Here is a 25,359-nt window from a genome sequence, read left to right on the forward strand (position 1 = left end):
GCCAATTGTTGAACCGCCATGCTGGACCTTCCCGGAATGCAGCCCCCGGATTTCGGCGCGCATATCGTTGCGCTGGCGCTGGCTTACCTGCTGGCGCTGCCGCTCGGCTGGAACCGCGAGAAGGAAGAACGCAGCGCCGGCCTGCGCACCTTCCCGCTGGTTGCGGTTGCCACCTGCGGCTTCATCGAGGCGACCGAGGCGCTGGCCACCGGCCATCCCGAAGCCATGGCCCGGATCATAGAGGGGCTGATAACCGGCATGGGCTTCATCGGCGGCGGGGCGATCCTGCGGCGCGCCGATTCGGTCCACGGTACGGCCACGGCGGCAAGCCTGTGGGTTACCGGCGCCGTGGGCGCGGCAGTGGGATTGGGCAGCCTCGATGTCGCCGTGCTGCTATCGGCGACGACCTTCCTGACCTTGAGCGTGATGCGCCCGATCAAGCGCCTTGCCGGCGCCGAGGGCGACGAGCGCGAAACCGACGATCAGGTATCCTGAGCGCGCCACCGGGCGAAGATCGCGGTGGGCAGCAGGCGCGCGCCCTCACCTTCCTCGCGCACGGCAAGGTCGCCATGTTCGATAATCCCCGGCAGATCGCCAAAGTGCTCTGCCAGCAGCCCGGCAAGCGCGAGCGAGGACATCCGCACGGCATAGACCGTCAGGAACAGGAAGCGGCTTTCGCCATCGAGCAACTGGCGGCAATCGGCGATAAGCCCCGGCAGGCCTTCCTCCAGACGCCAGACCTCACCCTCCGGACCGCGTCCGAACTTCGGCGGGTCAAGGATGATGCCGTCATAGCGCTTGCCCCGGCGGACTTCGCGCGCGGTGAACTTTGCCGCATCGTCGATGATCCAGCGCACCGGCCGGTCGCCCATGCCGGAAAGCGCGGCGTTCTCGCGCGCCGCGGCAACCGACTTCTTCGAGGCATCGACATGGGTCACCGGACCATGCCGGCTGAGCGAAAGCGTGCCGACGCCGGTATAGCCGAACAGGTTCATCGTCTGCGCATCACTGCGCCCGGAAAGCTGTTCGTCCATCCAGTCCCACACCGGGGCCATGTCGGGGAAGAAGCCGAGGTGGCGGAACGGGGTGCAGCTTGCGGTGAACTTCACCTCGCCACGGGCAAGCTGCCAGCCTTCGCGCGGGACCGGCCGGTCGAAATGCCAGCGCCCGCCGCCATCATCGTCCGATGCCGGGATGAATTCGCCATGCGCCTGCCAGTCGGCCTGCCGCGGCGTCCACATCGCCTGCGGTTCGGGCCGGATGAAGCGAAAGGGGCCATAGCGCTCAAGCTTGCGACCGTGGCCGGAATCGACAAGGCCATAGTCGGCCCAGCCCTCGCCCGCGAGGATCAGCGGATCGGGCCTGAGGTGCGCCATCAGCCCTTCGGCACCGCGTGGACCGAGACATAGTCCGCAATCGCGTCATAGTCGCCCGGCAGTTCGGCGCAGCGTTCCTCGCGCTCGAACAGGTCACCCACCCGCGCCGGAAGGCTCGGGCGGTGGCCGGTGGCGCGTTCCACCGCGTCGCGGAACTTGGCCGGGTGCGCGGTCGCCAGCGTGACCACCGGGACCGACGCATCGATGCCTGCCGTGCGGGCGGCGTGGATGCCGCAGGCGGTGTGCGGATCGATCATCTCGCCGCACTGCTCCCAGCCCCAGCGGATTGCCGCGGCCATTTCGGTGGCATCGGTGCGCGCGCTGGAAAACAGCGCGGCGGCACCTTCGCGCTGGGCGTTGGTCAGCTGCATGGCCTTGCTCGCCTCGAAGCCGGCCATCTGGTCGGCCAGCGCCTTGCCGTCGCGGCCACCGAGGTCGAACAGCAGGCGTTCGAAGTTGGACGAGACCTGGATGTCCATCGAAGGCGCCGCCGTGGGCGTGACAGTGCCCTGCGAATAGTCGCCATTGGCCAGGGCGCGGTGGAGAATGTCGTTGACGTTGGTCGCCACGATCAGCCGTTCCACCGGCAGCCCCATCTGCGCCGCGACATAGCCGGCGAACACGTCGCCGAAATTGCCGGTCGGCACCGAGAAGGCCACCTTGCGATGGGGCGCACCAAGCTGGAGCGCGGCGGCGAAGTAATAGACCACCTGCGCCATCAGGCGTGCCCAGTTGATCGAATTGACCGCACCGATGTTGAACTGGCCGGTCATCGCCGCATCGTTGAACATGCGCTTCACCATCGCCTGGGCATCGTCGAACGAGCCTTCGATGGCGATGTTGTGAACGTTGGGTGCCAGCACCGTGGTCATCTGGCGGCGCTGCACGTCGGAAACGCGGCCATGCGGATGGAGCATGAAGATGTCGATCCGCTCGCGCCCGGCAACCGCGTCGATCGCCGCCGAACCGGTATCGCCCGAGGTTGCGCCGACAATGGTCAGGTTCTGGCCGGTGCGGCCGAGGAATTCCTCGAACAGCAGGCCAAGCAGCTGCAGGGCCACATCCTTGAAGGCCAGCGTCGGGCCGTGGAACAGCTCCAGCAGCCAGTTCTGCTCGTCCATCTGCACCAGCGGCGTCACGGCCTTGTGGGCAAAGCGGCCATAGGCCTGCGTGGTCAGTTCGAGCAGTCGCTCTTCGGTCAGGCTGCCGGCAACGAAGGGTGCCATCACCTTCGCGGCAAGCGCGGCATAGGGCAGGCCGGCCATCGCGGCGATCTCGGCCTCGGTAAAGCGCGGCCATTCGCGCGGGACGTAAAGCCCGCCATCGCAGGCCAGGCCCGCAAGCGTCGCGCCGGCAAAATCGAGCGCCGGAGCGCTGCCGCGTGTGGAGATGTATTCCATGGCCATCCTGTTCAAATCTGGCGCGCGGTTAGCCGCGCTGGTCCCGCGCGGCAAGCCGCTTCCTCAGCGCAATGCCGTAGATCACCAGGGCAATGCCGGCGAACAGGAACCACTGCACCGCATAGGAGAAGTGGTTGTTCGGCACCTCTTCCAGCGATCGCTTGGGGTTGGCGGACAGGCCGGGAACCGGGCTATCGGTCACCAGCATCAGCTCGCGCGGGGAATGATCGAAGGCGGTCACGATCAGCGGTCGCGAATCGGGCGCCTGCCCGATCGAACCGGTTACGCTGCCGCCTGCCCATTCAACCACGGCGCGCGGATCGCGGCTGGTGCCAAGCTGGACGAGCGCCCCGCCCTCGCACCGGGCGATCACGCGGTACCCGACCTTGCCCGCACCCGAGAGCGTGGGCTTGGCGGGATTGCGGCAATCGAGCCGCGCCGGACGGAACAGTTGCGACTGGTCGAAGCGGTCAGCGGGAAAATCAACCACCCCAGCCGAAACGTTCTGCGCCAGCCGGCCCAGCTCAAGCTCCTTCTCGTGCATGCGGTCAAGCTGCCAGAAGCCGAGCCGCACCATCACGGCAACGGCCGCCAGCACGACGAGCGTGGGGATCAGGGGCAGGCGACGGATCATTCGCTGCGCAGGTCCTTGGCCTGGGCCTCCACCGCCTTGCGCCGGAATTCGGCATCGATCAGCCAGGCCTTCGCCGCGCGCAGGCCCCAGACCACCGAACCGGCGGTCAGCGGCAGCCACAGGATCGCATGAACCCACAACGGCGGACGCCATGCCGCATCGAGCCACAGCGCCAGGCCGACGATGACCGCGCCGATGATCAGCGTGAGGAAGGCCGCCGGCCCGTCACCCACGTTGAACTGGCCATAATCCAGCCTGCAGGAACGGCACTTGTCGGCGAATTGGGTCATGCTGCCGAACAGCGTGCGCTGCCCGCAGCGGGGGCACAAACCGAAAAGGGCAGCCTGGACTTGTCCCGGCTGCCCCTTCGTTTCTGGCGTTTCGCCGTTCATCAGTGGACCGGATAGCCCCAGCCGCCCCAGACGTAGATGGCGACGAAGAGGAACAGCCACACCACGTCAACGAAGTGCCAGTACCACGCGGCCGCTTCGAAGCCGAAGTGCTGGCGCGGGGTGAAGTGGCCCTTGTAGGCGCGAACCTGGCAGACGATCAGCATGATCGTGCCGACAATGACGTGGAAGCCGTGGAAGCCGGTCGCCATGTAGAAGGCCGAACCGTAGGTGTTCTTGCCGAACGCGAACGGAGCGTGGACATATTCGAAGGCCTGGATCGCGGTGAAGACGAGGCCGAGGATGATCGTCAGCCACAGGCCCTTCTTCATGCTGTCGCGATCGCCGTGGATCAGGGCGTGGTGCGCCCAGGTCAGCGTGCAGCCCGAGCACAGCAGGATCAGCGTGTTGAGCAGCGGCAGGTCGAACGCGTCGATAACCGCTTCGATCGCCTTGGGCGGCCACTGTCCGTCAACCACTTCGGTCATCGCCGTGGGGAACAGCGAGAAGTCGAAGAAGGCCCAGAACCAGCCGACGAAGAACATCACTTCCGAAGCGATGAACAGGATCATGCCATAGCGCTGGTGCAGCTGCACGACCGGGGTGTGGTCGCCGGCATGCGCCTCGGTCACGATCTTGGAGAACCACTGGTACATGGCCAGCAGCAGGATCGCCATGCCCAGCCAGGGAACCCACTTGCCGCCGGCCATGTCGTGCATGAACAGCACCATGCCCGAGGTGAAGGTGAGCGCGCCGATCGTCGTAGCCAGCGGCACGATGTCGGGCGGAAGGATATGGAAATCGTGGTTCTTTGCGCCGGCCATGATGGTCCTCAAGTCCCTGTTGCAGCATAAGGCGGTAGGCCCGCCAAAGATGGATTTGCTGGCCCCTTATCGCGCCCTTGTGCCGCGGTCCAGCCCATTCGCGCCGGAATTGGCCGCGCTGGTGCGATCCTCGTGGAAAGTGTAGCTCAGCGTGATCTGCTTGATCGACTTGGCGACATCATCTTCAAGGATGGCGGGGTCAACATAATAGGTCACGGGCATGCGTACTTCCTCGCCCGGCTTGAGCGTCTGCTGGGTGAAGCAGAAGCACTGGATCTTCGAGAAATACTTGCCCGCTTCGTCAGGCGAAACGTTGAAGCTCGCCATGCCGGTGATCGGCACGGACGAGGTGTTCTTGGCCGTGTAGATCGCCATGTTGCGCGCGCCGAGGCGCACCGTCTGGGTGATCTGCTCCGGACCGAACTGCCAGGGCAGGCCCTTGTCGACATTGCCGTCGAAGCGCACCGAGATCGTCGTGTTGAGCGCCTCGATCTTGCGGGCCTCGGCCTCGCTGACGCGCTGCGCCGTGCCGCCGAAGCCGGTGACCTGGCAGAACAGGCGGTAGAGCGGCACCGATGCCCAGCCCAGGCCCAGCATGGCAAGCGCCAGCCCGGCAGCCATCAGACCGACCTTGCGGTTGTCCCGCGGCGAAGGAATGACGGGTGCCGTAGCCATCAGTGCTGAAACTTCACGATGGTGATGGCGAAGAACAGCACGACGAAAGCACCGAGCGTCAGGGCCAACACCAGGTTGCGCTGGCGGATCACCTTGAGGCGCTGTTCTTCGGAAGTCTGGATTTCAGGATCGGTCATGGATCACGCTCCGGCGAGCATCCGGTCCGCCACGAGTGCGGCAAACAGGACGAAAAGATAGAGGATCGAATACTTGAACAGCCGCTTTTCCGGCTTCATCGCATCGTCATCGCCGCTGCGCGAGCGCAGGCCGACCGGCACCGAAAGCAGCAGGAACAGGCCCGAGAGCACCAGTGCCGAGAGGCCATAGACCGCGCCCGTCCCGCCGATGAACCACGGCACCATCGACAGCGGCAGCAGGATCACGGAATAGGCGAGGATCTGGCGGCGGGTCGAGCGCTCGCCCGCGACCACCGGCATCATCGGGATGCCGACCTTGGCGTAATCGGTCTGCACGAACAGGGCCAGCGCCCAGAAGTGCGGCGGGGTCCACATGAAGATGATGAGGAACAGGACCACCGGCATGAGGGTGATGTCCCCCGTCGCCGCGACCCAGCCGATCATCGGCGGGAACGCCCCGGCCCCACCGCCGATCACGATGTTCTGCGGCGTGCGCGACTTGAGCCAGATGGTGTAGACCACGGCATAGTAGAAGATCGAGACGGCGAGGATCACGGCGGAAAGCAGGTTGATCGCCAGGCCCATGATGATGACCGAAGCCGCCGAGAGCGCCACCCCGAAATCGCGCGCGGAGGTACGGTCCATGCGGCCGGCCGGAAGCGGGCGCTTGGCCGTGCGCTTCATGCCGGCATCGATATCCGCTTCCCACCACTGGTTAAGCGCCGCCGAGCCGGCAGCGCCCATGGCGATGCACAGGATGGCGGTGAAGGCGAGGACCGGATGGAGCCGCTCGGGCGCTGCCAGCAGGCCGCAAAGCCCCGTGAACACGACGAGGCTGATCACCCCCGGCTTGGTCAGCGAGAGGAAGTCACGCCAGTCGGCGGGCAGGGTCTGTATCTGAGCGGCGGCCATTGCGAGCGCCCTATAATCCGCCTGACGCGCGAGGGGAAGCGAGTCCGCGATGAATCGCTGCAATTCGCCATGCAAAAGGCCCCGGAAGTTTCCTTCCGGGGCCCTTTCTTGCCTGTCAGACTGCCAATCAGTGATGCTTGGAGTCGTCGATCACCGGCAGGGTCTCGTACTGGTGGAACGGCGGCGGGCTCGACAGCGTCCATTCGAGCGTCGTTGCGCCTTCGCCCCAGTAGTTGTCCTCAGCCTTCTTGCCGCCAACGAAGGCGTAGATGATGTTGAGGAACCAGATGCCCACCGAGCCGGCCGTGATGGCGTAACCCAGCGAGGAGATGCCGTTCCAGTAGGCATAGGCCTCGGCATAGTCCGGGTAGCGGCGCGGCATGCCCTGCAGACCCAGGAAGTGCTGCGGGAAGAAGATCATGTTCACGCCGATGAAGAAGACGATGAAGTGCAGGTACGAGAGGAACTCGGAGTGCATCTTCCCGCTCATCTTCGGGAACCAGTAGTAGAAGCCGGCGAACAGCGAGGTGACCGCGCCCAGCGACAGCACGTAGTGGAAGTGCGCCACGACGTAGTAGGTGTCGTGCAGGTTGTCGTCCACGCCGCCGTTGGCAAGCACGACGCCGGTCACGCCGCCGACGGTGAAGAGGAAGATGAAGCCGATCGCCCAGATCATCGGGCTCTTGAACTCCAGGCTGCCGCCCCACATCGTCGCGATCCACGAGAAGATCTTGATGCCGGTGGGCACCGCGATGACCATGGTCGCCGCCGTGAAGTACATCTTCGTGTTCACCGACAGACCGGTGGTGTACATGTGGTGCGCCCAGACGATGAAGCCGACGACACCGATCGCGACCATGGCGTAGGCCATGCCGAGGTAGCCGAACACCGGCTTCTTCGAGAAGGTCGAGATGATCTGGCTGATGATGCCGAAGCCCGGCAGGATCATGATGTACACTTCGGGGTGGCCGAAGAACCAGAACAGGTGCTGGTAGAGAACCGGGTCACCGCCGCCGGCCGGATCGAAGAAGGTCGTGCCGAAGTTGCGGTCCGTGATCAGCATGGTGATCGCGGCAGCAAGAACCGGCAGGGCCAGCAGCAGCAGGAAGGCGGTAACCAGCACCGACCACACGAACAGCGGCATCTTGTGAAGGGTCATGCCCGGCGCGCGCATGTTGAAGATGGTGGTGATGAAGTTGATCGCGCCCATGATCGAGCCCGCGCCAGCCAGGTGGAGCGAGAAGATCGCGAAGTCCACGGCCGGGCCCTGCGCACCATAGGTGGAGAGCGGCGCATAGGCGGTCCAGCCGATGCCGGCACCCTGCCCCGTGCCGCCGGGCACGAAGGCCGAGAGCAGCAGCGAGATGAAGCCAGCGACCGTCAGCCAGAACGAGATGTTGTTCATGCGCGGGAACGCCATGTCCGGCGCGCCGATCATGAGCGGCACGAACCAGTTGCCGAAGCCGCCGATGATTGCCGGCATGACCATGAAGAACACCATGATCAGGCCGTGCGCGGTGATCAGCACGTTCCACAGGTGGAGCTGCTGGTCGAAGGTCGGGTTGGCGGTGCCGAAGAATTCGGCCCAGTAGCCAAGGTACTGGATGCCCGGGGCAGCCAGTTCGGCGCGCATGATGCCCGAGAAGGCACCACCCACGATCCCCGCGATGATCGCGAAGATCAGGTAGAGCGTACCGATATCCTTGTGGTTGGTGGACATGAACCAGCGGGCGAAGAAGCCCGGCTTGTGATCATGATCGTCGTGATGGTCGTGAGCCATGTCAGTCTAACCTTGTCTCGGGTCGCTCAGGCGCCGGGCGCCGCGGAAGCGGAAGGAGCTGCGGAAGCGTCAGCAGCCGGAGCGGCGGCATCAGCCTTGGCGGCGGCGGGGGCCGGAGCGGCGGCAGCCGGTTCGGGCTGGCCGTCGATCTTGCCGCCGGCGTGGGTCAGGACCCACTGGTTGAACTTTTCGCGCGGCAGGGCCTCGACCGCGATCGGCATGTAGCCGTGGCGGGCGCCGCACAGTTCGGAGCACTGGCCGTAATAGACGCCGGGCTTTTCGATCAGCAGCGTACGCTCGTTGATGCGGCCGGGCACGGCGTCGATCTTGAACCACAGGCTGGGGACGGCGAAGGCGTGGATCACGTCGGCGCCGATGGCCTGGATCTTGATCTTTTCGCCGACCGGCAGGACCAGGCGGTTATCGACTTCAAGCTGCGCCGGACCGTCCCAGGGCTGGCTGCCCGCTTCGCGGATGCCGGGGTTCACGACCGGCTGGCCCTTCTGGTTGAGCATGTTCGAGATCACTTCGAACCCGCCGTTGTCGGGGTATCCGTAGGTCCAGTACCACTGGTTGCCGGTGACCTTGACGGTCAACGCCTTTTCAGGAGCCGGCTCGTACTGCTTGGCCAGCAGGCGGAACGAAGGAACCGCGATGATCACCAGGATCAGCACCGGAACCAGCGTCCAGATCACTTCGATCAGCGTGTTGTGGCTGGTCTTCGAGGGGTTCGGATTGGCGCGGCGGTTATAGCGCGCCATGACCCAGAGCAGCAGGGCAAGCACGAACAGCGTGATGACCACGATGATCGGCAGGAGGATGGCATCGTGCATCCACGCCGCATATTCGCCGTTGGGCGAGAACTGCGCCTGGAAACCGATACCCTTGTCCACCGGCATGCCGATGCCCGGGGTGGGAGCCATCGGGGTGTAGCTGCCCGCCGCCGGTGCAGCAGAGGCGGCAGGAGCCGCTTCCTTGGCTGCTTCCTGCGCGTAAGCCACGCCCGTCATGCAGGTTGCGCCGGCAAGGACGCTGAGCGCCTTGAGGGCCGATCCTGCCCGCCGGAGCGATCCGGCTGCCTTTTCGCCAATTGTCATCACAGCTTTCGCTTTCCGCTTTCCTATGCCGGCGAGAGCGTTACCGTGCCCCCCTCGCCTTACAGATGAGGCCTATTTTGACCGGGCCTATACGCGCGCTTGCGGGGCCACTCAAGCGCCTCTAGGGGATATTTTTGACCGGGCGCAAGTCCTTCCCGAAATTCATTCCCTGGGAGCATGGCGAATCATGCAAGATGAAGAGGTCCTGGCCGAGTTCCGCGCCAGCAAGGCGTTGCTCGAAGGGCACTTCCTGCTGTCCTCGGGCCGTCACAGCGCACATTACCTTCAGTGCGCGCGCGTATTGATGGATCCCGAGCGGGCCGGCAGGCTGGCCGTTGCACTTGCGGCAAAGCTGCCTCGCGAGCTGCGCAAACAGATCGCCAAGGTGATATCCCCCGCCATGGGCGGCGTGATCATCGGCCACGAGATGGGCCGCGCGCTGGGAGTCGAGGCCATGTTCGTGGAACGGCCCACCGGCACCTTCGAACTGCGCCGCGGCTTCAGCGTGGAGCCGGGCGACAAGGTGCTGATGGTGGAGGACGTGGTCACCACCGGCCTTTCCAGCCGCGAGGCGATCAAGGCCATCGAGGAAGCCGGTGGCGAGGTGATCGCGGCTGCGGCCCTGGTCGACCGGTCGGCCGGCAGCGTCGATCTCGGCGTACCGTTCTTCCCGCTGATCGCGCTCAATTTCCCGACCTATGCTCCTGACGAGCTGCCGCCCGAGCTGGCAGGCACCGAGGCGGTCAAGCCCGGCAGCCGGGCCAAGCCATGAGGCCGGCAGCGTGATCGTGCCCGGCCGCCTTCGCCTTGGCGTGAACATCGATCACGTCGCCACGATCCGCAATGCGCGGGGCGGCGACCATCCCGATCCCGTGCGCGCGGCAGAGATCGTCGCGGCCTGCGGGGGCGACGGCATCACCGCGCACCTGCGCGAGGACCGGCGCCACATCCGCGACGAGGACCTCGCCCGCATCCAGGCGGCGACCGACCTGCCGCTCAACCTCGAGATGGCGGCGACCGACGAGATGCTGGCCATTGCGCTCCGCCACAAGCCGCACGCCGCCTGCATCGTCCCCGAACGGCGCGAGGAGCGCACGACCGAGGGCGGGCTCGACGCTGCCGGGCAGCACAACCGACTGGTGCCGATCGTCGGCGCGCTGGCTGACGCGGGCATCCGCGTGTCGCTGTTCATTGCGCCGGAAGTGCGCCAGCTCGAAGCCGCGATGCGGCTCGGCGCGCCGGTGGTGGAATTCCACACCGGCGAATATGCCCATGCCGAGGGCGAGGCGCGCGCGGTCGAACTCAAGCGCATTGCCGACATGTCGGCGCTCGCCGCGCGCAATGGCATCGAGCCGCACGCTGGCCATGGCCTGACGTACGAGAACGTACAGCCCATCGCCGCGATCCCGCAGCTCGCCGAACTGAATATCGGCCACTACCTGATCGGCGAGGCCATCTTCTGCGGCTTGGAACCGGCAGTGGTGAAGATGCGCGAGCTGATGGACGCAGCGCGGTGATCGAGGCACGGGAACATCCCCTTCCCGGACCGGCTGCCGCGCTGTCCATGCTGTGCACGGTCGTCTCGGGCACACTTCTCCTTATTTATAGCCTCTCGGCCATTGCCGTTGCCGGTATAGGCGGGAGCCTTGCCGACGCCGCATTCATGATCGGCCTGTTTGCCGTGCTGCCGATCACCGGCGTTGCCCTGGCGACGCGGGCCGCGCACCGCGCCTTCCGATCGGCTGACGCGACTGGCGCGAGGCGCGCGCAGTGGGCGCAAATCGCCTGCTGCCTGGCCATGCTGGTCCCCCTTGTCTTTGCGGCAGTCAGCGCATGATCATCGGCATGGGCTCCGACCTCTGCAATATCGAGCGGATCGAGAACTCGCTCGCCCGTTTTGGCGAGCGTTTCGAACTGCGCGTCTTCACCGAAACCGAACGCGCCAAGGCCAATCGCCGCCCCTTCACCAAGGCCGGCACGCTCGCCAAGCGCTTCGCCGCCAAGGAAGCCTTTTCGAAGGCGGTAGGAACCGGGTTCAAGGCGGGCGTGTTCATGAAGGACATCGGCGTGGTCAACGCCAAGTCCGGCGCGCCGACCCTTGCCCTGACCGGCGGGGCCGCCGCGCGACTTGCGGCGATCACGCCCGCCGGACATGAAGCCGTGGTCCACCTGACGCTGACCGACGATCATCCCTGGGCGCAGGCCTTCGTGGTGATCGAAGCCCGCCCCCTTGCCTGAAAGCAGCCATGACCGTCGAAGAGCCGAAGACGCCTGCCAATGCCGAACCCGCCGCCCCGGCGGATGCCCGCCCCCGGGTTTCCTGGCTTGAGGAAATCCGCGGCCTTGCCTGGATGCTGCTGGCGGTGCTGGCCTTCCACTCGTTTATCGCCAAGCCGTTCTACATCCCCTCGATCTCGATGACGCCGAACCTGCTGGTCGGTGACCGGCTGGTGGTTTCCAAATATCCCTATGGCTGGAACTGGTCCTCGGTCAGCTTCCACCTGCTGCCGCGCGGCACCTGGCGGTTGCTGGGCGGAACGCCCGAATATGGTGACATCGTCATCGTCGTGCCGCGCGATCGCGAGGAAGACCTGATCAAGCGCGTTGTCGCCCTGCCGGGTGACCGTATAGCGGTGAAGGCCGGGCACATCTACCTGAACGGCAAGCCGATCAAGCGCGAGATGGAGCCCGCGATCCGCCTGCCAGCCGACGATGCCCTGCGCTGCGACAGCGGCCATGCCCAGGACTATTGCTATGCCGCCTCGGACATGAGCCGCCACCGCATTCGCCTGCCCGACGGGCGCTGGGTGCTCGAACTGCCCACCTGGCGCGAGACGCTGCCCAACGGCGCGACCTACGTGACGCTCGATACCGAAGAGACGGTGGGCGACGACTTTGCCGAGATTACCGTTCCTGCCGGCCATGTCTTCCTGATGGGCGACAACCGCGACCATTCCGCCGACAGCCGTTTCCCGGCATGGTCGCAGGGTCTGGACGGGCCGGTGCCGCTTCACAATGTGGGCGGCAGGGCGGAATTCATCACCTTCTCGCTGGATGGCACGCAGGATTGGAACCCGCTGACCTGGTGGGGGGCCTTGCGTTCGGGCCGCGCCTGGAGCAGCCTGCGCCCGGCCATTGCGCCCAACAGCGCGCCAAGCGGGGAGAGCCAGTGAGCGACGCCGACCGCAGCAAGGACGATGCACCGCCCACCAAGGCGCGCGTTGCCGGACCGGCCGATTTTGCCGATCCGATGCTGCGAAGCGAGGTAAAGCGAGCCGCCGTCTGGCTCGGCATGGCCGGGCTGATCGTGCTGACGGTCTACCTGTCGCAGGCGCTGCTGGTGATCTTCGGCGGCCTCGTCTTCGCCGCAACCATCGATGGCGGCGCGCGGCTGCTCGGGCGGGCCCTGCCCATCCCGCGCGGCTGGCGGGTGACCATCGTGATCCTGCTGGCCACGGCCTTCCTGCTGTGGACGCTGATGTTCGCCGGAAGCCAGCTTGCCGCGCAGGCTGCGCAATTGCCCGAGATCATCGAATCGCAGGCGCTGCGGATCATTGCCTGGCTTCAGAACCACGGCATGCAGATCAATGCCGAAGCCGTGCAAGGCGTCGCCAAGGAAGTCCTGGGCGGCGTCGGCGAGGTTACCCATGCCGTGGGCGGGTTGATCGGCGGCGCGACGACGCTGTTCCTCGTCATCGTGCTGGGCATCTACATTTCCGCCGAACCGCGGCTGTACCAGCGCGGGGTGGCGTGGATGTTCCCGATCACCGAACGCGCGCATTTCCACGCCACGGCGGCACAGATGGGCCGATCGCTGCGCCGGCTGATGGCCGGGCGCCTGCTCGGCATGCTGCTGGAAGGCGTGCTGACCTGGATCGCACTCTCGCTGTACGGCGTGCCCATGGCCGCGCTGCTCGGCCTGCTGACCGGCCTGCTGGCCTTCCTGCCCAACATCGGCGCGCCGATTTCGGGGGCGATCATGGTCATGGTCGGTTTCTCGGGCGGGGTCGACATGGGCATCTACTGCATCATCGTCTACTTCGTGCTGCACACCATCGATGGCAACCTCGTCGCCCCCTACATCGCCCGCAAGACGGTGGACCTGGCCCCGGCGCTGGTGCTGGGCGCACAGCTGATCATGGGCACCCTGTTCGGCCTGCTTGGCCTGGTGCTGGCCGATCCGCTGGTGGCGATGATCAAGATCCTGCTCGAACGCCATTCCAGCCGCAACGAGGCGGAATGGCACGCCGAACATGGCAACCTGGCGGACAGCGAATGATCACCGCCAGCATCATGGACATGCGCGCAGAGCTGCCCGGCGGCGGCGCGCTGATCGCACTGGACCTGGGTACCAAGACCATCGGCACGGCTTTCTGCGATGCCGGCTGGCGCTTCTCCAGCCCGGGCAAGACCCTGCCGCGCGGCAAGTTCACCGCGGACAAGGCCGCCATTGCCGCCCTGATTGCCGAGCGCGGGATCAAGGGCATCGTCATCGGCCTGCCGCTGAACATGGATGGCTCGGAAGGACCGCGCAGCCAGGCCAGCCGCGCCTATGCCCGCAACCTCGAAGCGCTGGGCCTGCCCATCCTGCTGTGGGACGAACGCTGGTCCACCACCAGCGCGGAACGGGGCCTGATCGCCCAGGACATGAGCCGCGCCAAACGCGCCGAGCGGATCGATTCCGCTGCTGCCGCAGTCATCCTGCAAGCGGCGATAGACGCGCTGGCCGGCGGCGGATTCTAGGCCAGCGCCGCCCTTCGCGCCTTCGCCTCCGCCGCGACCATGCGGCTGCCCGACGTTTCCGCCCGTGCCCAGAAGGCATCGCGCTCGGCCACGTCCGTCAGTCGCGAGGCCAGCGCATCCGATGCCGTGAGCCGCATGCGGTCGCTGGGATGGCGGGCGGCGAAGGTCTCGGCCAGGTCCAGCGCCTCCGCCCCGCCCATGGCCACGGCCACGCGCAGGAAAGCGTCGGTCGATCCGTGGCTGACAATCGCGGCCAGGGTGCCCTTCTCCACATCGAAGCGATACTGGTCGAGCCAGCCGAGCGCCGGATTGGCGTGCATGATGTTCACCGAGACCGAAAGGGCATCGGCCGGCAACTGGCGGTGCACGTCGCGGTGCGCACGATAGAGCATGAGCTTGCCCGGTTCGAGCCGTTGCCGCCCCAGCGACTTCAGCCGCACCGGCTCGCCCTGCCAGCCGCAAACCTCGGAATAGTCGTATTCGTAATAGTCGCTCCAGTAGCCGGGACCGAAATAGCCGAGCGTCAGGAAGTGGAAATTGTGGTCGTGCGGCATGTCGTAGAGGAACGGCGAACGGCCGCTCGCCGCCAGCAGGTGGTCCTGCGCGCCCGGCCAGATGTTGGCTCGCAGGAAGCAGTTGCCGCGATGGTCGGAAAGGACGATCGACTGCGGGCCATAGCTCTGCCTGTCGGCATCCTCGCGATGGCGGTGCGTCAGGTTCTCGACCAGCAGGTCGCCGAGGAACGTGGCATTGTTGCCCAGCCGCCGCAGCCAGAGCGCGCCGTGCTGCAGGCTTTCCTCGTCCATGGGATCAAAGCCGCGCGTCGCAAGGGCGTCGGCACATTCGGCAAGGCTGCACTTCGCCTCGTCGGCAAGCGCGATCACGCGGGGCATGGGTCTACCTCGGCAAGCTGGGGATAGGTTTCAAGCAGCTGGGCACGCAACGCCCCGGCCGGGATCGCCAGCGCATCGGAGCCGGCGCGGGCAATGGCTGTCAGGGTCCAGAAGCCGGTGCGGGTATCAAGCCCCAGGCATTCGCGCAGCGCCTGCCAGCGCAGCGAATCGCCGTGGCTTTCATCGCGCGCGATCTCGGCCAGCACCGGCGCGGCATCGGCCCGCCCCATCCGGCCAAGCAGCGCCACTGCCACTTCCAGCCGGCTTTCCTGCGGCGTGGCGTTGGCGCGGTGCAGCACGCGGCCATCTTCAAGCGATACTTCCAGCTTGGGCTGCATCAGGTCATGCCGCCGCTGCAAGCGCAGCATCAGCAGCACGCCATCGACATCGTCGAAAATCAGCGCTTCGCGCGCGCCATCGCGGCCGAGGGCCAGGCCGGGCGAAAGGTCGATGCCATGCGTTGCGATCCTGTCCCCGCACCGCTCGACCAGCCGCGCCCTGCCGGACCCGGCAATCACCACTTCCCATTCCTCGGCCGGGGCAAAACCCGCCGATCGCGGCTTGGGACGGGCGGCAAGCCCTGCCCCGTCGATCGCCACGAGCGTGAGCAGGCAATCCGCCTCGCGGGCCAGCATCAGGCTGGCCATCATGCCATCGGCGAAGTGCCTGAGCGGGACGATGCCCAGGGGCTCGCGGGCGAGCTCCCTCGAAAAGGCGTCTATCAGGGGCGCAACCAGTGCCCGCGCGCTATCTCCGTCCGCGCCGAACAGGTCCGCCAGGGCGCGCTGTTCGGCCAGCGGCGCGCCGCGGGCATAGCGGGAAAAACCGGCCAGAACCGGCCTCGCCTCGGCTCCCTCCTGCCAGGAAGCCAGCGCTGCGGTAAGTCCGGCCTGCGCCTGCACCTGCCGGACCGGTTCGGCCTGGAGTGCGGCGATTTCGGGTCTCACTTCCACAGCGCTGCCTTTCCTGTCTCTCCACTCGCTCAGGGCGTGGGTGTGGGGAAAAGTTCCGGATGGAGCAGTTCGTAAAGGAACACCATCAGGATGACAATTTCATCGCCCGAAGACTGCGCTTGCCCGCCGGGCAGCAGGCTGCCGAAAACGCCGGTCAGCGCATCGAGATGCGGCAAGGACGCCACATCGATCAAAGGTAGGACCATGGCTAACCCCCATGCTCTGCAAGGCCCCATTGCCTTGCCTCGCCGGATTGCCGGGGGCGGCGCTGCAACTGAAATTAAAAGCTTGTAATCCGGTATTAACGCGGGGCCCGCAGCACCACGGTCAGCCCCGGGAAAGTGGCATCCGCGCCGCCATCCCCGATCTCGCGGCGGCTGGCATCGGCGCGGGCGCGGAGCAGGATCTCGACCGGGACAGCGGCATCATGCACGACAAGGTCGGCGCTGCCCAGCAGCCGTGCCTCGCGCAGGGTCAGGTCATCGGGATCGGCAGAGCGCAGCACGATTTCGGCAAGGCCCGCCGTTCCGGCCGCAGCCCCGGCCAGCCAGGCATCGACCCGCGCGGCACTTGCCGCGTCCAGAGGATCGAGAATGCCGCCCGCAGCCAGCGCCGCATCAAGTGCGCGCCGCCGTTCGGCCCCATCGGCAAAACGCGCGCGCAGGGCGCCGCGTGCGCGGCCAAGCCCTTCTGCCAGCGCCCCCAGCGAGGCGGGGAGCATCGTTTCGAGCCGCAGGCGCAGTGCTTTGGCAAGGCCGGCCGAAACCCCGCCGGTGCCGACCGCGATCTGCACCGGGCCGCGTTCCAGCAGGCTCGGCACGGTAAAGTCGCACAGGTCCGGGCGGTCGGTGACATTGACCAGCAGGCCTCGCGCTTTGAGCCGCGCGGCAACCGCTTCCGGCTCGGCAAGGGCCACGAAGGCCAGCCGGGCTTCGCCATTGTCCTCGCCGACGATCACCGCGCCGAACCGTTCGACCAGCCGCCGCTTGGCTTCACCCGCCTCGCCCTCGCCCAGCACGATCACCGGCTGGCCGGCCACGCGGTGGAACAGGGGCAGCGAATTCGTCATTCCAGCCAGTCTGGCACGCGCTCGGCGGAGGAAATCGCCTCGGGCAGGATACGGTCGGCAACCACGGCGAACTTGTCTCCGTCAACCATCACCTCGGCAACGAAACCGCGGCTGTTGTAGCTGGAAGCCATGGTCGCGCCATAGGCGCCGGCGGTGCGGAACACGGCCAGGTCGCCGGCGACGAGCGCATCGCATTCGCGGTCCATGGCAAAGGTATCGCCGGTTTCGCAGATCGGGCCGACAATATGGGCGGTCATGCGGTCGCCGCTGGGCTGCACCGCGTCGAAATCGTGCCAGGCGCCGTACATGGCCGGACGCGCCAGATCGTTCATCGCCGCATCGACGATGACGAAGGGCGCCTTGTTGGAGCTGCGCTTCACGCGCACCACGCGGGTCAGCAGCACGCCGGCATTGCCGCAGATCACGCGGCCCGGCTCGAACATCAGCGTCACGTCCCAGCCCTCGGTCGCGCGGGCGACCATGGCGGCATATTCCTCGGGGCTGGGGAAGGTCTCGCCCGCCTTGTAAGGCACGCCCAGGCCGCCGCCGAGATCGGCATGGGTCACCGTCTGCCCGTTGGCACGCAGTTCGGCGATGAGGTCGCCCACCTTGGCGAAGGCCTGCTCGAAGGGTTCGAGCTCGGAAAGCTGGCTGCCGATGTGAACGGCAACACCGCGCATGTTGATGCCGGGCAGCGCGGCAAGGCGCGCATAGATGCCGGCGGCACGGTCGATCGGCACGCCGAACTTGTTTTCCGCCTTGCCGGTCGAAATCTTGGCATGGGTGCGGGCATCGACATCGGGATTGACGCGCAGCGCGCAATTGGCGGTGAGCCCGCGCGCGGCGGCGATTGCGGCAAGCTCCTCGCCCTCTTCCTCGCTTTCCAGGTTGAACTGGCCGATCCCGGCTTCAAGCCCGGCAATCATCTCGTGGTGCTGCTTGCCAACGCCCGAGAAGACGATGTCCTCCGCCGGCATCCCTGCCGCCAGCGCGCGCGCCATCTCGCCTGCCGAAACGACATCCGCGCCCAGCCCTTCGCGCTTCATGATGCGCAGGACCGCCAGGTTGGGATTGGCCTTGATGGCAAAGGCGATGTGCACGCGCGGCAGGATCGAAAGGGCATCGCGGAACACCCGCGCATGCCGTTCCAGCGTGGCGCGCGAATAGACATAGACCGGCGTTCCGACAGCATCGGCAATCGCGGTCAAGGGCACGTCCTCGGCGTGGAGCACGCCGTTCCTGAGTTCGAAATGGTCCATGAATCGGGTCTTTGCGGAAAATCAGCCCTCGGGGGGCAGGTCGTAAGGATCGTCGGCGCGGTCTTCGGACTTGCTGCGCAGTTCGACGGTGCGTTCGGGTGCGGCCTGCGGCCTGAGTTTCAGCAGCTCGTCCGAGGTCGGACGGGTATCGCGGCCCAGGGGTGCGACCGGCAGGTCCTTGCCGGCCTGCGGTTTCAGCGGCGCGGTAACCCCGCAACCGGCAAGCGGCAGGGCAAGGACGGCAAGGGCAAGGACGGCCTTCTTCATCGAACTACTCCAGCCCGAGCGCCAGCCGCGCTTCGGCAAGGCGCAGCCTTACCTGATCCGGCGCGGTTCCGCCATGGCTGGCGCGAGCCGCGACGCTGGCTTCGACCGAGAGGGCCGCATAGACATCTGCCGTCACGCGCGGATCGATGGCCTGCAAGTCTTCCAGCGGCAGCTGGTCGAGCGCGATGCCGCGCGACTCCGCCAGCTTCACCGCCGAACCGGTGATGTGATGCGCCTCGCGGAAGGGAATGTCCGCCTGCCGCACCAGCCAGTCGGCAAGGTCGGTCGCCGTGGCATAGCCAAGCTCGGCAGCGGCGCGCATCCGGTCGGTGCGGAACGTGGTCTGTTCGACCATGCCGGTCATTGCGGCAAGGCACAGGGTGAGCAGGCCCGCGGCTTCGAAGACCGGCGGCTTGTCGTCCTGCATGTCCTTCGAATAGGCGAGCGGCAGGCCCTTCATGGTCATCATCAGGCTGACAAGGCAACCCGAGATGCGCCCGGCATGGCCGCGGACCAGCTCTGCGGCATCGGGGTTCTTCTTCTGCGGCATGATCGAGCTGCCGGTCGACAGGCTGTCAGGCAGGCGCACGAAACCGAAGGGCTGGCTGGCCCAGATGATGAATTCTTCCGCCAGTCGGGAAAGGTGCAGCGCGCACTGGCTGGCAGCCATCAGGTAATCGAGCGCGAAATCGCGGTCCGAAACCGAATCGAGGCTGTTGGCGGTCGGCCCGTCAAAGCCCAGCGCCTTCGCGGTCGCCTGCCGGTCGATCGGGAAGCCGGTGCCCGCCAGCGCTGCCGAACCCAGCGGGCAGCGGTTCATCCGCGCGCGCGCATCGGCAAAGCGCGACACGTCGCGCGCCGCCATTTCGTAGTAGGCCAGCAGGTGGTGGCCGAGCGTTACCGGCTGCGCGGTCTGCAGATGGGTGAAGCCGGGCATGATGCTGTCGGCATGTTCGCCGGCGCGGGTGACCAGCGCGACCTGCAGCGCTTTCAGCCCCTCAAGCGCCTGGTCGCAGGCATCGCGCACCCACAGGCGGAAATCGGTCGCCACCTGATCGTTGCGGCTGCGCGCGGTGTGCAGGCGGCCGGCGGCGGGGCCGATCAGTTCGGCCAGCCGGCTTTCGGTGGTCATGTGAATGTCTTCGAGGTCCCAGTCCTCGGGCACGCCGCTGGCCTCGTATTCGGCGGCAACCTTGTCGAGCCCCTCGGCGATCAGCGCGGCATCCTGGGCGGAAACGATGCCTTGCGCCCCCAGCATGGCGACATGGGCCTTCGATGCGGCGATGTCCTGCCGCCAGAGTGCCTTGTCGAAGGGGATCGAGGCATTTATCTCACGCATGATCGAGGACGGTCCTTCCGCGAACCGTCCGCCCCACATCTGGTTGGAGCCTGCCTTGCTGTTATCCCGATCGCTCAATTCTGCTGTCCTTGGACTGGCCCTTGCCGGGGGCCTGCTTGCCGGGTGCGATAGGCAAAGCGGCGAGAAGGCGCAAGGCGCTGCGAAAAGCGCGGCCTGCACCTCGATCCCCGCCAAGGTGGGCGAGCCCGATTGCGCCAAGCAGGGCAACCAGCTGCCCGATTTCACGCTTGAGGATCCTTCGGGCAAGACGCTTTCGCTGGCATCGCTGAAGGGCAAGCCGGTGCTCATCAACCTGTGGGCCACCTGGTGCGCCCCCTGCGTGGCCGAGCTGCCGCAGCTTGACGCACTGGTGGGCGAAGGGCTGCGCGTGGTCACCGTGTCGCAGGATCAGGACACGGCCAAGGTCGCCGATTTCCTCAAGCAGCGCGGCGTGAAGCACCTGGAGCCCTGGCTGGATGCCAAGAACGATCTTTCGGTGCATTACGATATCCAGGTCCTGCCCACGTCGATCCTCTACGATGCCGAGGGTCGCGAGGTCTGGCGCATCACCGGCCCGCGCGAGTGGAATACCGAGGCGACGAAGAAGCTGCTCGGCCCGGCGCTGTGACTTGAACGGTCGCCGCATCACCGCCGCCGTCCTGCGCCAATCGGGCGACCAGCCCCGGCCCTATGCGCAAAACGCGCCGCTGGAACTGGCAGAGCTGGACCTTGCCGGGCCCGGCCCGGGCGAACTGCTGGTACGGATCGACGCGGCAGGCGTCTGCCATTCGGACCTTTCCGTCGTCAACGGAGACCGCCCCCGCCCCATGCCGATGGCGCTGGGGCATGAAGCGGCAGCGACCGTAATCGCCACCGGAACGCCGGACGATCCTGGTTTCGCCCCGGGCGACCGGGTGGTGCTGGTGTTCCTGCCGGCCTGCGGCGAATGCGCGCTGTGCCGCGATGGCCGCGGCTACCTGTGCGAGGTCGCGGCGGCGGCGAACGGACGCGGCGAGCTGATCGGCGGCGGCGGGCGGCTTAGCGAAGGGCACGCGCCCGTGCACCATCACCTCGGCGTCTCGGCCTTTGCCAGCCACGCCGTGGTCGATCGCCGCTCCGCCGTGAAGGTCCCGTCCGATATCCCGGCAGAGATCGCCGCGCTGTTCGGCTGCGCGGTGCTGACCGGCGTCGGCGCCGTGCTTAACACCGCAGCCCTGCGCGAAGGCGAAAGCGTGCTGGTCTATGGCCTCGGCGGCGTCGGCATGGCGGCGCTTATGGGGGCGCTGGCGGGCGGCGCATCGCGGGTCACGGCGATAGACCCCTCGCCCGAAAAGCGCGGGCTGGCTCTCGAACTGGGCGCAGCCGCGGCCGTTTCCCCGGAGGAGGCGGACAGCCTCGATACCGCCGATGTGGTAATCGAAACCGTGGGCCGGGCCAGCGTTCTGGCCGATGCCTGCACCCGCGCGCGGCGCGGCGGGCGGATCGTCACTGTCGGGCTGCCGCACCCGTCCGAAAAGCTCGTCATCCCTGCCTTGTCGCTGGTGGCAGAAGGCAAGGCGCTGATCGGAAGCTACATGGGATCGTCGATCCCCGCGCGCGACATCCCGCGCTACATCGCCCTGTGGCGCGAGGGCCGCCTGCCGGTTGAGCGCCTGCTCACTTCGGTCGCCCCCCTGAGCGAGATCAACCGCTGCATGGATCGCCTTGCCGACGGACAGGCCATCCGCCAGGTCGTCATCCCCGGAGGAACCGAATGAGCCGCCAGCCCCTTCTCGGCCGCGATGCCTATCGCCACTGGCAGACCCTGCCGACGCAATGGGCGGACAACGATGTCTATGGCCACGTCAACAACACGGTGCATTACCGCTGGTTCGATACCCTGGTGAACTCGTGGCTGATCGCGCAGGGCCTGCTCGATATCGAGCATGGCGATCCCATCGGTCTCGTCGTCGAAACCGGTTGCCGCTATGCCGCATCGCTGACCTATCCGGGCTCGGTGGACCTCGGACTGAGGCTCGACCGGCTGGGCTCGTCAAGCGTCACTTACCGCATCGGCGTCTTCGCTGCGGACAGCGCGGAACCTGCGGCAGAAGGCCACTTCAGTCACGTTTACGTCGGTCGCGAAAGCCGCCGGCCCGTGCCTCTGCCGCAAGCCTGGCGGGACAGGCTGGAATTGCTGGCCTAGGCCGGAACGATCGTTGCCATGAAGGCGCGCAGCCGGTCTTGCTGGGCGGCCGTCAACCGAAGGCCCAGTTTGGTGCGGCGCCAGAGCACGTCCTCGGCGGTTCGCGCCCATTCGCGTTCGACAAGGTAGCGGACTTCGCGCTCGGTCAGGCCTGAGCCGAAATCGATTCCGCACTGGTCGAGCGTGGTCGCATCGACAAGCACCTGCGGGCAAAGCGTGCCATAGCTGCGCGCCATTCGCGCCGCCCAGGCGGGCTCAAGGAAGGGATAGCGGCGCGCAATATCGGCGGTGAGCTGCGCCGCGCCGTCCATGGGAAAATCGCCGCCCGGCAGCGCCGATCCTGCCGTCCAGGCCGGGCCTGACAGCGCGGGCAGGCGCTCGGCCAGAAGGTCGCAGGCCTCTTCGGCAAGGTGGCGGAAAGTGGTGATCTTGCCGCCGAACACGGTCAGGATCGGCGCGCCCTCGTCCGGCTCTGAAAGGTCGAGCCGATAGCCACGCGTCGCCGCTTCCGGTTTGCCGGAATGATCGTCAATCAGCGGCCGCACACCCGAATAGGTCCAGACGACATCGGCTGGAGTCACCTGCTTGCGGAAATAGCGGCTGGCGCCTTCGCACAGGTAGGCGATCTCCTCTTCACTGGCGCGCGGATCGCCGCCCGTATGATCGCGGTCGGTCGTGCCGATGAGGGTGAAATCGTCCTCATAGGGGATGGCGAAAAAGATACGGCCATCAGGCAGTTGGAAGAAATAGGCGAAGGGATGGTCAAACAGTCGCGGCACGACAATGTGGCTGCCGCGCACCAGTCGCATGCCGTATTCCGGCTGCTCATGCGCGCGGCCCAGCAGGTCGAGCACTTTCGGACCCCCCGCGTTGACCACGGCCTGCGCGCGGAACGTGCCTTGGGCGGTGGTAATGGTCCAGCCATCACCCCCGCGGTCAAGCGCGGTTACCGGACAGCGCGTCCGGACCACGGCCCCGCGATCGGCCGCATCGCGGGCGTTGAGCACAACCAGCCGGGCATCATCGACCCAGCAATCCGAATAGGCGAAACCCCGCGCATATTCCGGCTTCAGCGGCGCGCCCGCAGGGTGGCGGGACAGGTCGAGCGACTGCGCGGCCGGCAGGCGGCGGCGTCCGCCGATGTGATCGTAAAGAAAGAGGCCAAGCCGCAAGAGCCAGCGCGGACGCAGGCCCCTGACATGCGGCAGGACGAAGCGCAGCGGCCAGATGATATGCGGGGCGATCTTCCACAAACGCTCGCGCTCGCTCAACGCCTCCCGGACAAGCGCGAACTCGTAATACTCAAGGTACCGCAAGCCGCCGTGGATCAGCTTCGTCGAGGCGGAGGAAGTGCCACCGGCAAGGTCGCCGCCCTCCAGCAGCAGGACGCGCGCCCCGCGCCCGGCGGCATCGCGCGCGATTCCACAGCCGTTCACGCCGCCACCGATGACGGCAATGTCGTAATGTGGATCAATATCCGTCTGCATCGTCCGCGACGATTGCCGCCAGGCGGGCAATAGGCAACAAAAAACCCCGCCGAAGCGGGGTTCTGTTGTGGTTGCGGGGGTAGGATTTGAACCTACGACCTTCAGGTTATGAGCCTGACGAGCTACCGGGCTGCTCCACCCCGCGTCACCATGATGGCCAATTAAGGCCGAATTGCCGGAAAACAAGTCCCCGGAAACACAAAAAGGGCCTCTCGGCCCTTAGAGTGCAGGCCTGTAAAGCCCTGACGTGTGAATGGGTTTTCCGCTTCCGCCGGCTGTAATGCCTGGCGACGACCTACTCTTCCGGAGCTTGAGCCACAGTACCATCGGCGCTGTCTGGTTTCACGGCCGAGTTCGAGATGGGATCGGGTGGGTCACAGACGCTATGGTCACCAAGCAATAAAGCAGGCGGAAACGGTTTTTAATCGATGCACTTCTTAAGCTGCGTTCGCAGTTTGAGGCGTCTCTGGCTATGATTTCGTCCGCTCATCGCAGACAACCGCAAGGCTGTCATTGATGGTGGGATTCATCAAGCATGATCAGAGTTATTAGGACTGGTTAGCTCCACACGTTACCGCGCTTCCACATCCAGCCTATCAACGTGATGGTCTATCACGACTCGAAGATACCTTATCTTGAGGGAGGCTTCCCGCTTAGATGCTTTCAGCGGTTATCCCGTCCATGCATAGCTACCCTGCTGCACCGTTGGCACGATGACAGGTACACCAGAGGCATGTTCACCCCGGTCCTCTCGTACTAGGGGCAACTCCTCTCAAGTATCGACGCCCACGGCAGATAGGGACCAAACTGTCTCGCGACGTTCTGAACCCAGCTCACGTACCACTTTAATTGGCGAACAGCCAAACCCTTGGGACCTGCTCCAGCCCCAGGATGTGATGAGCCGACATCGAGGTGCCAAACGATTCCGTCGATATGAGCTCTTGGGAATCATCAGCCTGTTATCCCCGGCGTACCTTTTATCCGTTGAGCGATGGCCCTTCCACGAGGGACCACCGGATCACTATGACCGACTTTCGTCTCTGCTCGACTCGTCAGTCTCGCAGTCAGGCAGGCTTATGCCATTGCACTCTAACAGCCGGTTTCCAACCGGCCTGAGCCTACCATCGCGCGCCTCCGTTACTCTTTAGGAGGCGACCGCCCCAGTCAAACTACCCGCCACAGAGGGTCCCTGCGCCGGCTAACGGCGCGAGGTTAGACATTAAAAAATCACAGGGTGGTATTTCACCTATGGCTCCACACCAGCTGGCGCCAGTGCTTCAAAGCCTCCCACCTATGCTACACAATAATTTTCCAATGCCACTCTGAAGCTGCAGTAAAGGTGCACGGGGTCTTTCCGTCTAACCGCGGGTACTCCGCATCTTCACGGAGAATTCAATTTCGCTGAGCATATCCTGGAGACAGTGGGGAAGTCGTTACGCCATTCGTGCAGGTCGGAACTTACCCGACAAGGAATTTCGCTACCTTAGGACCGTTATAGTTACGGCCGCCGTTTACTCGGGCTTCAATTCGGAGCTTGCACTCCTCCTCTTAACCTTCGAGCACCGGGCAGGCGTCAGACCCTATACGTCGTCTTGAAGCCGACTTAGCAGAGTCCTGTGTTTTTGCTAAACAGTCGCTACCCCCTGGCCTGTGCCCCCTGCAATTGCTTGCGCAAAAGCAGGGCCTCCTTCTTCCGAAGGTACGGAGGCAATTTGCCGAGTTCCTTCAGGATACTTCTCTCAAGCGCCTTGGTATACTCTACCAGACCACCTGTGTCGGTTTCGGGTACGGTCTATACGGTGGGGCTATTTCCTGGAACCTCTTCGAAGCCTGACCAATCCGATAAGGTCAGACAACACACGAGATCCGTCACACACCACCAGGCCCACGAATATTAACGTGGTTCCCATCGACTACCCCCTTCGGGCTCGTCTTAGGGG

29 protein-coding genes, 1 tRNA gene and 2 rRNA genes (1 of these 32 cut by a window edge) are annotated in these 25,359 nt (G+C 65.8%); 11 read left to right on the forward strand and 21 right to left on the reverse strand.

Annotation, left to right across the window (positions count from 1 at the left end):
* The first annotated feature begins 18 nt into the window (after nucleotides 1–18).
* Nucleotides 19–495 carry an MgtC/SapB family protein gene (locus C0V78_RS06500; protein WP_254049840.1) on the forward strand — a complete coding sequence of 159 codons (477 nt, stop codon included), beginning with the start codon at nucleotides 19–21 and terminating at the stop codon, nucleotides 493–495.
* On the opposite strand, the gene C0V78_RS06505 is transcribed toward C0V78_RS06500, so the two are convergent.
* The 10 genes from C0V78_RS06505 to coxB form a co-directional block, all read right to left on the reverse strand.
* Nucleotides 483–1,376, reverse strand: a complete 894-nt coding sequence (locus C0V78_RS06505; RefSeq protein WP_101796982.1) for a class I SAM-dependent methyltransferase — start codon at nucleotides 1,374–1,376, stop codon at nucleotides 483–485. The two genes, C0V78_RS06500 and C0V78_RS06505, sit on opposite strands and share 13 nt — an antisense overlap.
* A complete protein-coding gene (gene thrC / locus C0V78_RS06510) occupies nucleotides 1,376–2,776 on the reverse strand; it encodes a threonine synthase (protein WP_101798229.1) in 1,401 nt (466 codons plus the stop codon). The genes C0V78_RS06505 and thrC overlap by 1 nt, the downstream gene beginning before the upstream one ends.
* Nucleotides 2,777–2,804: 28 nt before the next feature.
* A complete protein-coding gene (locus C0V78_RS06515) occupies nucleotides 2,805–3,410 on the reverse strand; it encodes an SURF1 family protein (protein ID WP_254049841.1) in 606 nt (201 codons plus the stop codon).
* Nucleotides 3,407–3,700, reverse strand: coding sequence for a DUF983 domain-containing protein (locus C0V78_RS06520; protein ID WP_371514425.1), 294 nt, complete (start codon nucleotides 3,698–3,700; stop codon nucleotides 3,407–3,409). The genes C0V78_RS06515 and C0V78_RS06520 overlap by 4 nt, the downstream gene beginning before the upstream one ends.
* A 101-nt stretch (nucleotides 3,701–3,801) precedes the next feature.
* The gene (locus C0V78_RS06525) at nucleotides 3,802–4,623 is read right to left on the reverse strand and encodes a cytochrome c oxidase subunit 3 (protein WP_101796984.1); all 822 of its coding nucleotides are present in this window, start codon (nucleotides 4,621–4,623) and stop codon (nucleotides 3,802–3,804) included.
* A 66-nt stretch (nucleotides 4,624–4,689) separates the two neighbouring features.
* On the reverse strand, nucleotides 4,690–5,298 hold the full coding sequence (locus C0V78_RS06530; protein WP_101796985.1) for a cytochrome c oxidase assembly protein: 609 nt from the start codon (nucleotides 5,296–5,298) through the stop codon (nucleotides 4,690–4,692).
* On the reverse strand, nucleotides 5,298–5,435 hold the full coding sequence (locus C0V78_RS15015; protein ID WP_173843352.1) for a hypothetical protein: 138 nt from the start codon (nucleotides 5,433–5,435) through the stop codon (nucleotides 5,298–5,300). The genes C0V78_RS06530 and C0V78_RS15015 overlap by 1 nt, the downstream gene beginning before the upstream one ends.
* Before the next feature lie 3 nt (nucleotides 5,436–5,438).
* Nucleotides 5,439–6,347: a heme o synthase gene (locus C0V78_RS06535; RefSeq protein WP_101796986.1), complete on the reverse strand. Its 909-nt coding sequence runs from the start codon at nucleotides 6,345–6,347 to the stop codon at nucleotides 5,439–5,441.
* A gap of 127 nt (nucleotides 6,348–6,474) precedes the next feature.
* Nucleotides 6,475–8,127 carry a cytochrome c oxidase subunit I gene (gene ctaD / locus C0V78_RS06540; RefSeq protein ID WP_101796987.1) on the reverse strand — a complete coding sequence of 551 codons (1,653 nt, stop codon included), beginning with the start codon at nucleotides 8,125–8,127 and terminating at the stop codon, nucleotides 6,475–6,477.
* Nucleotides 8,128–8,153: 26 nt separating this feature from the next.
* Nucleotides 8,154–9,224 carry a cytochrome c oxidase subunit II gene (gene coxB, locus C0V78_RS06545; protein WP_101796988.1) on the reverse strand — a complete coding sequence of 357 codons (1,071 nt, stop codon included), beginning with the start codon at nucleotides 9,222–9,224 and terminating at the stop codon, nucleotides 8,154–8,156.
* Between the two features lie 187 nt (nucleotides 9,225–9,411).
* On the opposite strand from coxB, the gene pyrE reads away from it, so the two are divergent.
* The 7 genes from pyrE to ruvX are packed head-to-tail and all read left to right on the forward strand — an operon-like array spanning nucleotide 9,412 to nucleotide 13,967.
* Nucleotides 9,412–9,996 (forward strand): orotate phosphoribosyltransferase, encoded by a 585-nt coding sequence (gene pyrE, locus C0V78_RS06550; RefSeq protein WP_101796989.1) that lies wholly within the window; start codon nucleotides 9,412–9,414, stop codon nucleotides 9,994–9,996.
* Nucleotides 9,997–10,006: 10 nt separating this feature from the next.
* Nucleotides 10,007–10,741 (forward strand): pyridoxine 5'-phosphate synthase, encoded by a 735-nt coding sequence (locus C0V78_RS06555; protein ID WP_101796990.1) that lies wholly within the window; start codon nucleotides 10,007–10,009, stop codon nucleotides 10,739–10,741.
* Entirely contained in the window at nucleotides 10,738–11,061 is a 324-nt protein-coding gene (locus C0V78_RS06560; protein WP_144039845.1) for a hypothetical protein, read from the forward strand. The genes C0V78_RS06555 and C0V78_RS06560 overlap by 4 nt, the downstream gene beginning before the upstream one ends.
* Nucleotides 11,058–11,462, forward strand: coding sequence for a holo-ACP synthase (gene acpS, locus C0V78_RS06565; protein WP_101796992.1), 405 nt, complete (start codon nucleotides 11,058–11,060; stop codon nucleotides 11,460–11,462). Before C0V78_RS06560 ends, acpS begins: the two co-directional genes overlap by 4 nt.
* A gap of 8 nt (nucleotides 11,463–11,470) precedes the next feature.
* Complete coding sequence (lepB, locus tag C0V78_RS06570) at nucleotides 11,471–12,397, forward strand: signal peptidase I (protein WP_101796993.1); 927 nt, start codon at nucleotides 11,471–11,473, stop codon at nucleotides 12,395–12,397.
* On the forward strand, nucleotides 12,394–13,503 hold the full coding sequence (locus C0V78_RS06575) for an AI-2E family transporter (RefSeq protein WP_254049842.1): 1,110 nt from the start codon (nucleotides 12,394–12,396) through the stop codon (nucleotides 13,501–13,503). The genes lepB and C0V78_RS06575 overlap by 4 nt, the downstream gene beginning before the upstream one ends.
* Nucleotides 13,500–13,967, forward strand: coding sequence for a Holliday junction resolvase RuvX (gene ruvX, locus C0V78_RS06580; protein WP_101796994.1), 468 nt, complete (start codon nucleotides 13,500–13,502; stop codon nucleotides 13,965–13,967). The genes C0V78_RS06575 and ruvX overlap by 4 nt, the downstream gene beginning before the upstream one ends.
* Here the strand turns inward: ruvX and C0V78_RS06585 are convergent.
* The 7 genes from C0V78_RS06585 to argH all read right to left on the reverse strand — a co-directional run bounded on the left by C0V78_RS06585 (nucleotide 13,964) and on the right by argH (nucleotide 19,786).
* Nucleotides 13,964–14,860, reverse strand: a complete 897-nt coding sequence (locus C0V78_RS06585; RefSeq protein ID WP_101796995.1) for a transposase — start codon at nucleotides 14,858–14,860, stop codon at nucleotides 13,964–13,966. The two genes, ruvX and C0V78_RS06585, sit on opposite strands and share 4 nt — an antisense overlap.
* The gene (locus tag C0V78_RS06590) at nucleotides 14,848–15,813 is read right to left on the reverse strand and encodes a hypothetical protein (RefSeq protein ID WP_101796996.1); all 966 of its coding nucleotides are present in this window, start codon (nucleotides 15,811–15,813) and stop codon (nucleotides 14,848–14,850) included. Before C0V78_RS06590 ends, C0V78_RS06585 begins: the two co-directional genes overlap by 13 nt.
* A gap of 29 nt (nucleotides 15,814–15,842) precedes the next feature.
* Nucleotides 15,843–16,019, reverse strand: a complete 177-nt coding sequence (locus tag C0V78_RS14900) for a hypothetical protein (protein ID WP_158241487.1) — start codon at nucleotides 16,017–16,019, stop codon at nucleotides 15,843–15,845.
* Nucleotides 16,020–16,114: 95 nt separating this feature from the next.
* Complete coding sequence (locus C0V78_RS06595) at nucleotides 16,115–16,882, reverse strand: bifunctional precorrin-2 dehydrogenase/sirohydrochlorin ferrochelatase (protein WP_101796997.1); 768 nt, start codon at nucleotides 16,880–16,882, stop codon at nucleotides 16,115–16,117.
* Complete coding sequence (lysA, locus tag C0V78_RS06600) at nucleotides 16,879–18,141, reverse strand: diaminopimelate decarboxylase (protein WP_101796998.1); 1,263 nt, start codon at nucleotides 18,139–18,141, stop codon at nucleotides 16,879–16,881. Before lysA ends, C0V78_RS06595 begins: the two co-directional genes overlap by 4 nt.
* Before the next feature lie 21 nt (nucleotides 18,142–18,162).
* Entirely contained in the window at nucleotides 18,163–18,408 is a 246-nt protein-coding gene (locus C0V78_RS06605) for a hypothetical protein (protein ID WP_101796999.1), read from the reverse strand.
* Nucleotides 18,409–18,412: 4 nt separating this feature from the next.
* Nucleotides 18,413–19,786 carry an argininosuccinate lyase gene (gene argH / locus C0V78_RS06610; protein ID WP_101797000.1) on the reverse strand — a complete coding sequence of 458 codons (1,374 nt, stop codon included), beginning with the start codon at nucleotides 19,784–19,786 and terminating at the stop codon, nucleotides 18,413–18,415.
* Nucleotides 19,787–19,802: 16 nt separating this feature from the next.
* Between argH and C0V78_RS06615 the strand changes: the two genes are divergently transcribed.
* The 3 genes from C0V78_RS06615 to C0V78_RS06625 are packed head-to-tail and all read left to right on the forward strand — an operon-like array spanning nucleotide 19,803 to nucleotide 21,932.
* The gene (locus C0V78_RS06615; protein ID WP_254049843.1) at nucleotides 19,803–20,375 is read left to right on the forward strand and encodes a TlpA disulfide reductase family protein; all 573 of its coding nucleotides are present in this window, start codon (nucleotides 19,803–19,805) and stop codon (nucleotides 20,373–20,375) included.
* 1 nt (nucleotide 20,376) lies between these two features.
* A complete protein-coding gene (locus tag C0V78_RS06620) occupies nucleotides 20,377–21,504 on the forward strand; it encodes an alcohol dehydrogenase catalytic domain-containing protein (protein WP_254049844.1) in 1,128 nt (375 codons plus the stop codon).
* Nucleotides 21,501–21,932, forward strand: a complete 432-nt coding sequence (locus C0V78_RS06625) for a thioesterase family protein (RefSeq protein ID WP_101797003.1) — start codon at nucleotides 21,501–21,503, stop codon at nucleotides 21,930–21,932. The genes C0V78_RS06620 and C0V78_RS06625 overlap by 4 nt, the downstream gene beginning before the upstream one ends.
* Here the strand turns inward: C0V78_RS06625 and C0V78_RS06630 are convergent.
* The 4 genes from C0V78_RS06630 to C0V78_RS06645 form a co-directional block, all read right to left on the reverse strand.
* Complete coding sequence (locus C0V78_RS06630) at nucleotides 21,929–23,419, reverse strand: glycerol-3-phosphate dehydrogenase (protein WP_101797004.1); 1,491 nt, start codon at nucleotides 23,417–23,419, stop codon at nucleotides 21,929–21,931. The genes C0V78_RS06625 and C0V78_RS06630 overlap by 4 nt on opposite strands.
* 68 nt (nucleotides 23,420–23,487) lie before the next feature.
* Nucleotides 23,488–23,564: transfer RNA gene (locus tag C0V78_RS06635), tRNA-Met, on the reverse strand.
* A gap of 137 nt (nucleotides 23,565–23,701) precedes the next feature.
* Nucleotides 23,702–23,816 (reverse strand): 5S ribosomal RNA (gene rrf / locus C0V78_RS06640).
* A 131-nt stretch (nucleotides 23,817–23,947) separates the two neighbouring features.
* A 23S ribosomal RNA gene (locus tag C0V78_RS06645) occupies nucleotides 23,948–25,359 on the reverse strand (it continues 1,379 nt past the right edge of the window).

It is taken from the genome of Novosphingobium sp. TH158 (assembly GCF_002855555.1).
Taxonomy (GTDB): Bacteria; Pseudomonadota; Alphaproteobacteria; order Sphingomonadales; family Sphingomonadaceae; genus Novosphingobium.

Coding starts and splice junctions, on each gene's coding strand:
- C0V78_RS06500 (WP_254049840.1), top strand. CDS start 19: ATGCTGGACCTTCCCGGAATGCAGCCCCCGGATTTCGGCGCGCATATC.
- C0V78_RS06505 (WP_101796982.1), bottom strand. CDS start 1,376: ATGGCGCACCTCAGGCCCGATCCGCTGATCCTCGCGGGCGAGGGCTGG.
- thrC (WP_101798229.1), bottom strand. CDS start 2,776: ATGGAATACATCTCCACACGCGGCAGCGCTCCGGCGCTCGATTTTGCC.
- C0V78_RS06515 (WP_254049841.1), bottom strand. CDS start 3,410: ATGATCCGTCGCCTGCCCCTGATCCCCACGCTCGTCGTGCTGGCGGCC.
- C0V78_RS06520 (WP_371514425.1), bottom strand. CDS start 3,700: ATGACCCAATTCGCCGACAAGTGCCGTTCCTGCAGGCTGGATTATGGC.
- C0V78_RS06525 (WP_101796984.1), bottom strand. CDS start 4,623: ATGGCCGGCGCAAAGAACCACGATTTCCATATCCTTCCGCCCGACATC.
- C0V78_RS06530 (WP_101796985.1), bottom strand. CDS start 5,298: ATGGCTACGGCACCCGTCATTCCTTCGCCGCGGGACAACCGCAAGGTC.
- C0V78_RS15015 (WP_173843352.1), bottom strand. CDS start 5,435: ATGACCGATCCTGAAATCCAGACTTCCGAAGAACAGCGCCTCAAGGTG.
- C0V78_RS06535 (WP_101796986.1), bottom strand. CDS start 6,347: ATGGCCGCCGCTCAGATACAGACCCTGCCCGCCGACTGGCGTGACTTC.
- ctaD (WP_101796987.1), bottom strand. CDS start 8,127: ATGGCTCACGACCATCACGACGATCATGATCACAAGCCGGGCTTCTTC.
- coxB (WP_101796988.1), bottom strand. CDS start 9,224: ATGACAATTGGCGAAAAGGCAGCCGGATCGCTCCGGCGGGCAGGATCG.
- pyrE (WP_101796989.1), top strand. CDS start 9,412: ATGCAAGATGAAGAGGTCCTGGCCGAGTTCCGCGCCAGCAAGGCGTTG.
- acpS (WP_101796992.1), top strand. CDS start 11,058: ATGATCATCGGCATGGGCTCCGACCTCTGCAATATCGAGCGGATCGAG.
- lepB (WP_101796993.1), top strand. CDS start 11,471: ATGACCGTCGAAGAGCCGAAGACGCCTGCCAATGCCGAACCCGCCGCC.
- ruvX (WP_101796994.1), top strand. CDS start 13,500: ATGATCACCGCCAGCATCATGGACATGCGCGCAGAGCTGCCCGGCGGC.
- C0V78_RS06585 (WP_101796995.1), bottom strand. CDS start 14,860: ATGCCCCGCGTGATCGCGCTTGCCGACGAGGCGAAGTGCAGCCTTGCC.
- C0V78_RS14900 (WP_158241487.1), bottom strand. CDS start 16,019: ATGGTCCTACCTTTGATCGATGTGGCGTCCTTGCCGCATCTCGATGCG.
- C0V78_RS06595 (WP_101796997.1), bottom strand. CDS start 16,882: ATGACGAATTCGCTGCCCCTGTTCCACCGCGTGGCCGGCCAGCCGGTG.
- lysA (WP_101796998.1), bottom strand. CDS start 18,141: ATGGACCATTTCGAACTCAGGAACGGCGTGCTCCACGCCGAGGACGTG.
- C0V78_RS06605 (WP_101796999.1), bottom strand. CDS start 18,408: ATGAAGAAGGCCGTCCTTGCCCTTGCCGTCCTTGCCCTGCCGCTTGCC.
- argH (WP_101797000.1), bottom strand. CDS start 19,786: ATGTGGGGCGGACGGTTCGCGGAAGGACCGTCCTCGATCATGCGTGAG.
- C0V78_RS06625 (WP_101797003.1), top strand. CDS start 21,501: ATGAGCCGCCAGCCCCTTCTCGGCCGCGATGCCTATCGCCACTGGCAG.
- C0V78_RS06630 (WP_101797004.1), bottom strand. CDS start 23,419: ATGCAGACGGATATTGATCCACATTACGACATTGCCGTCATCGGTGGC.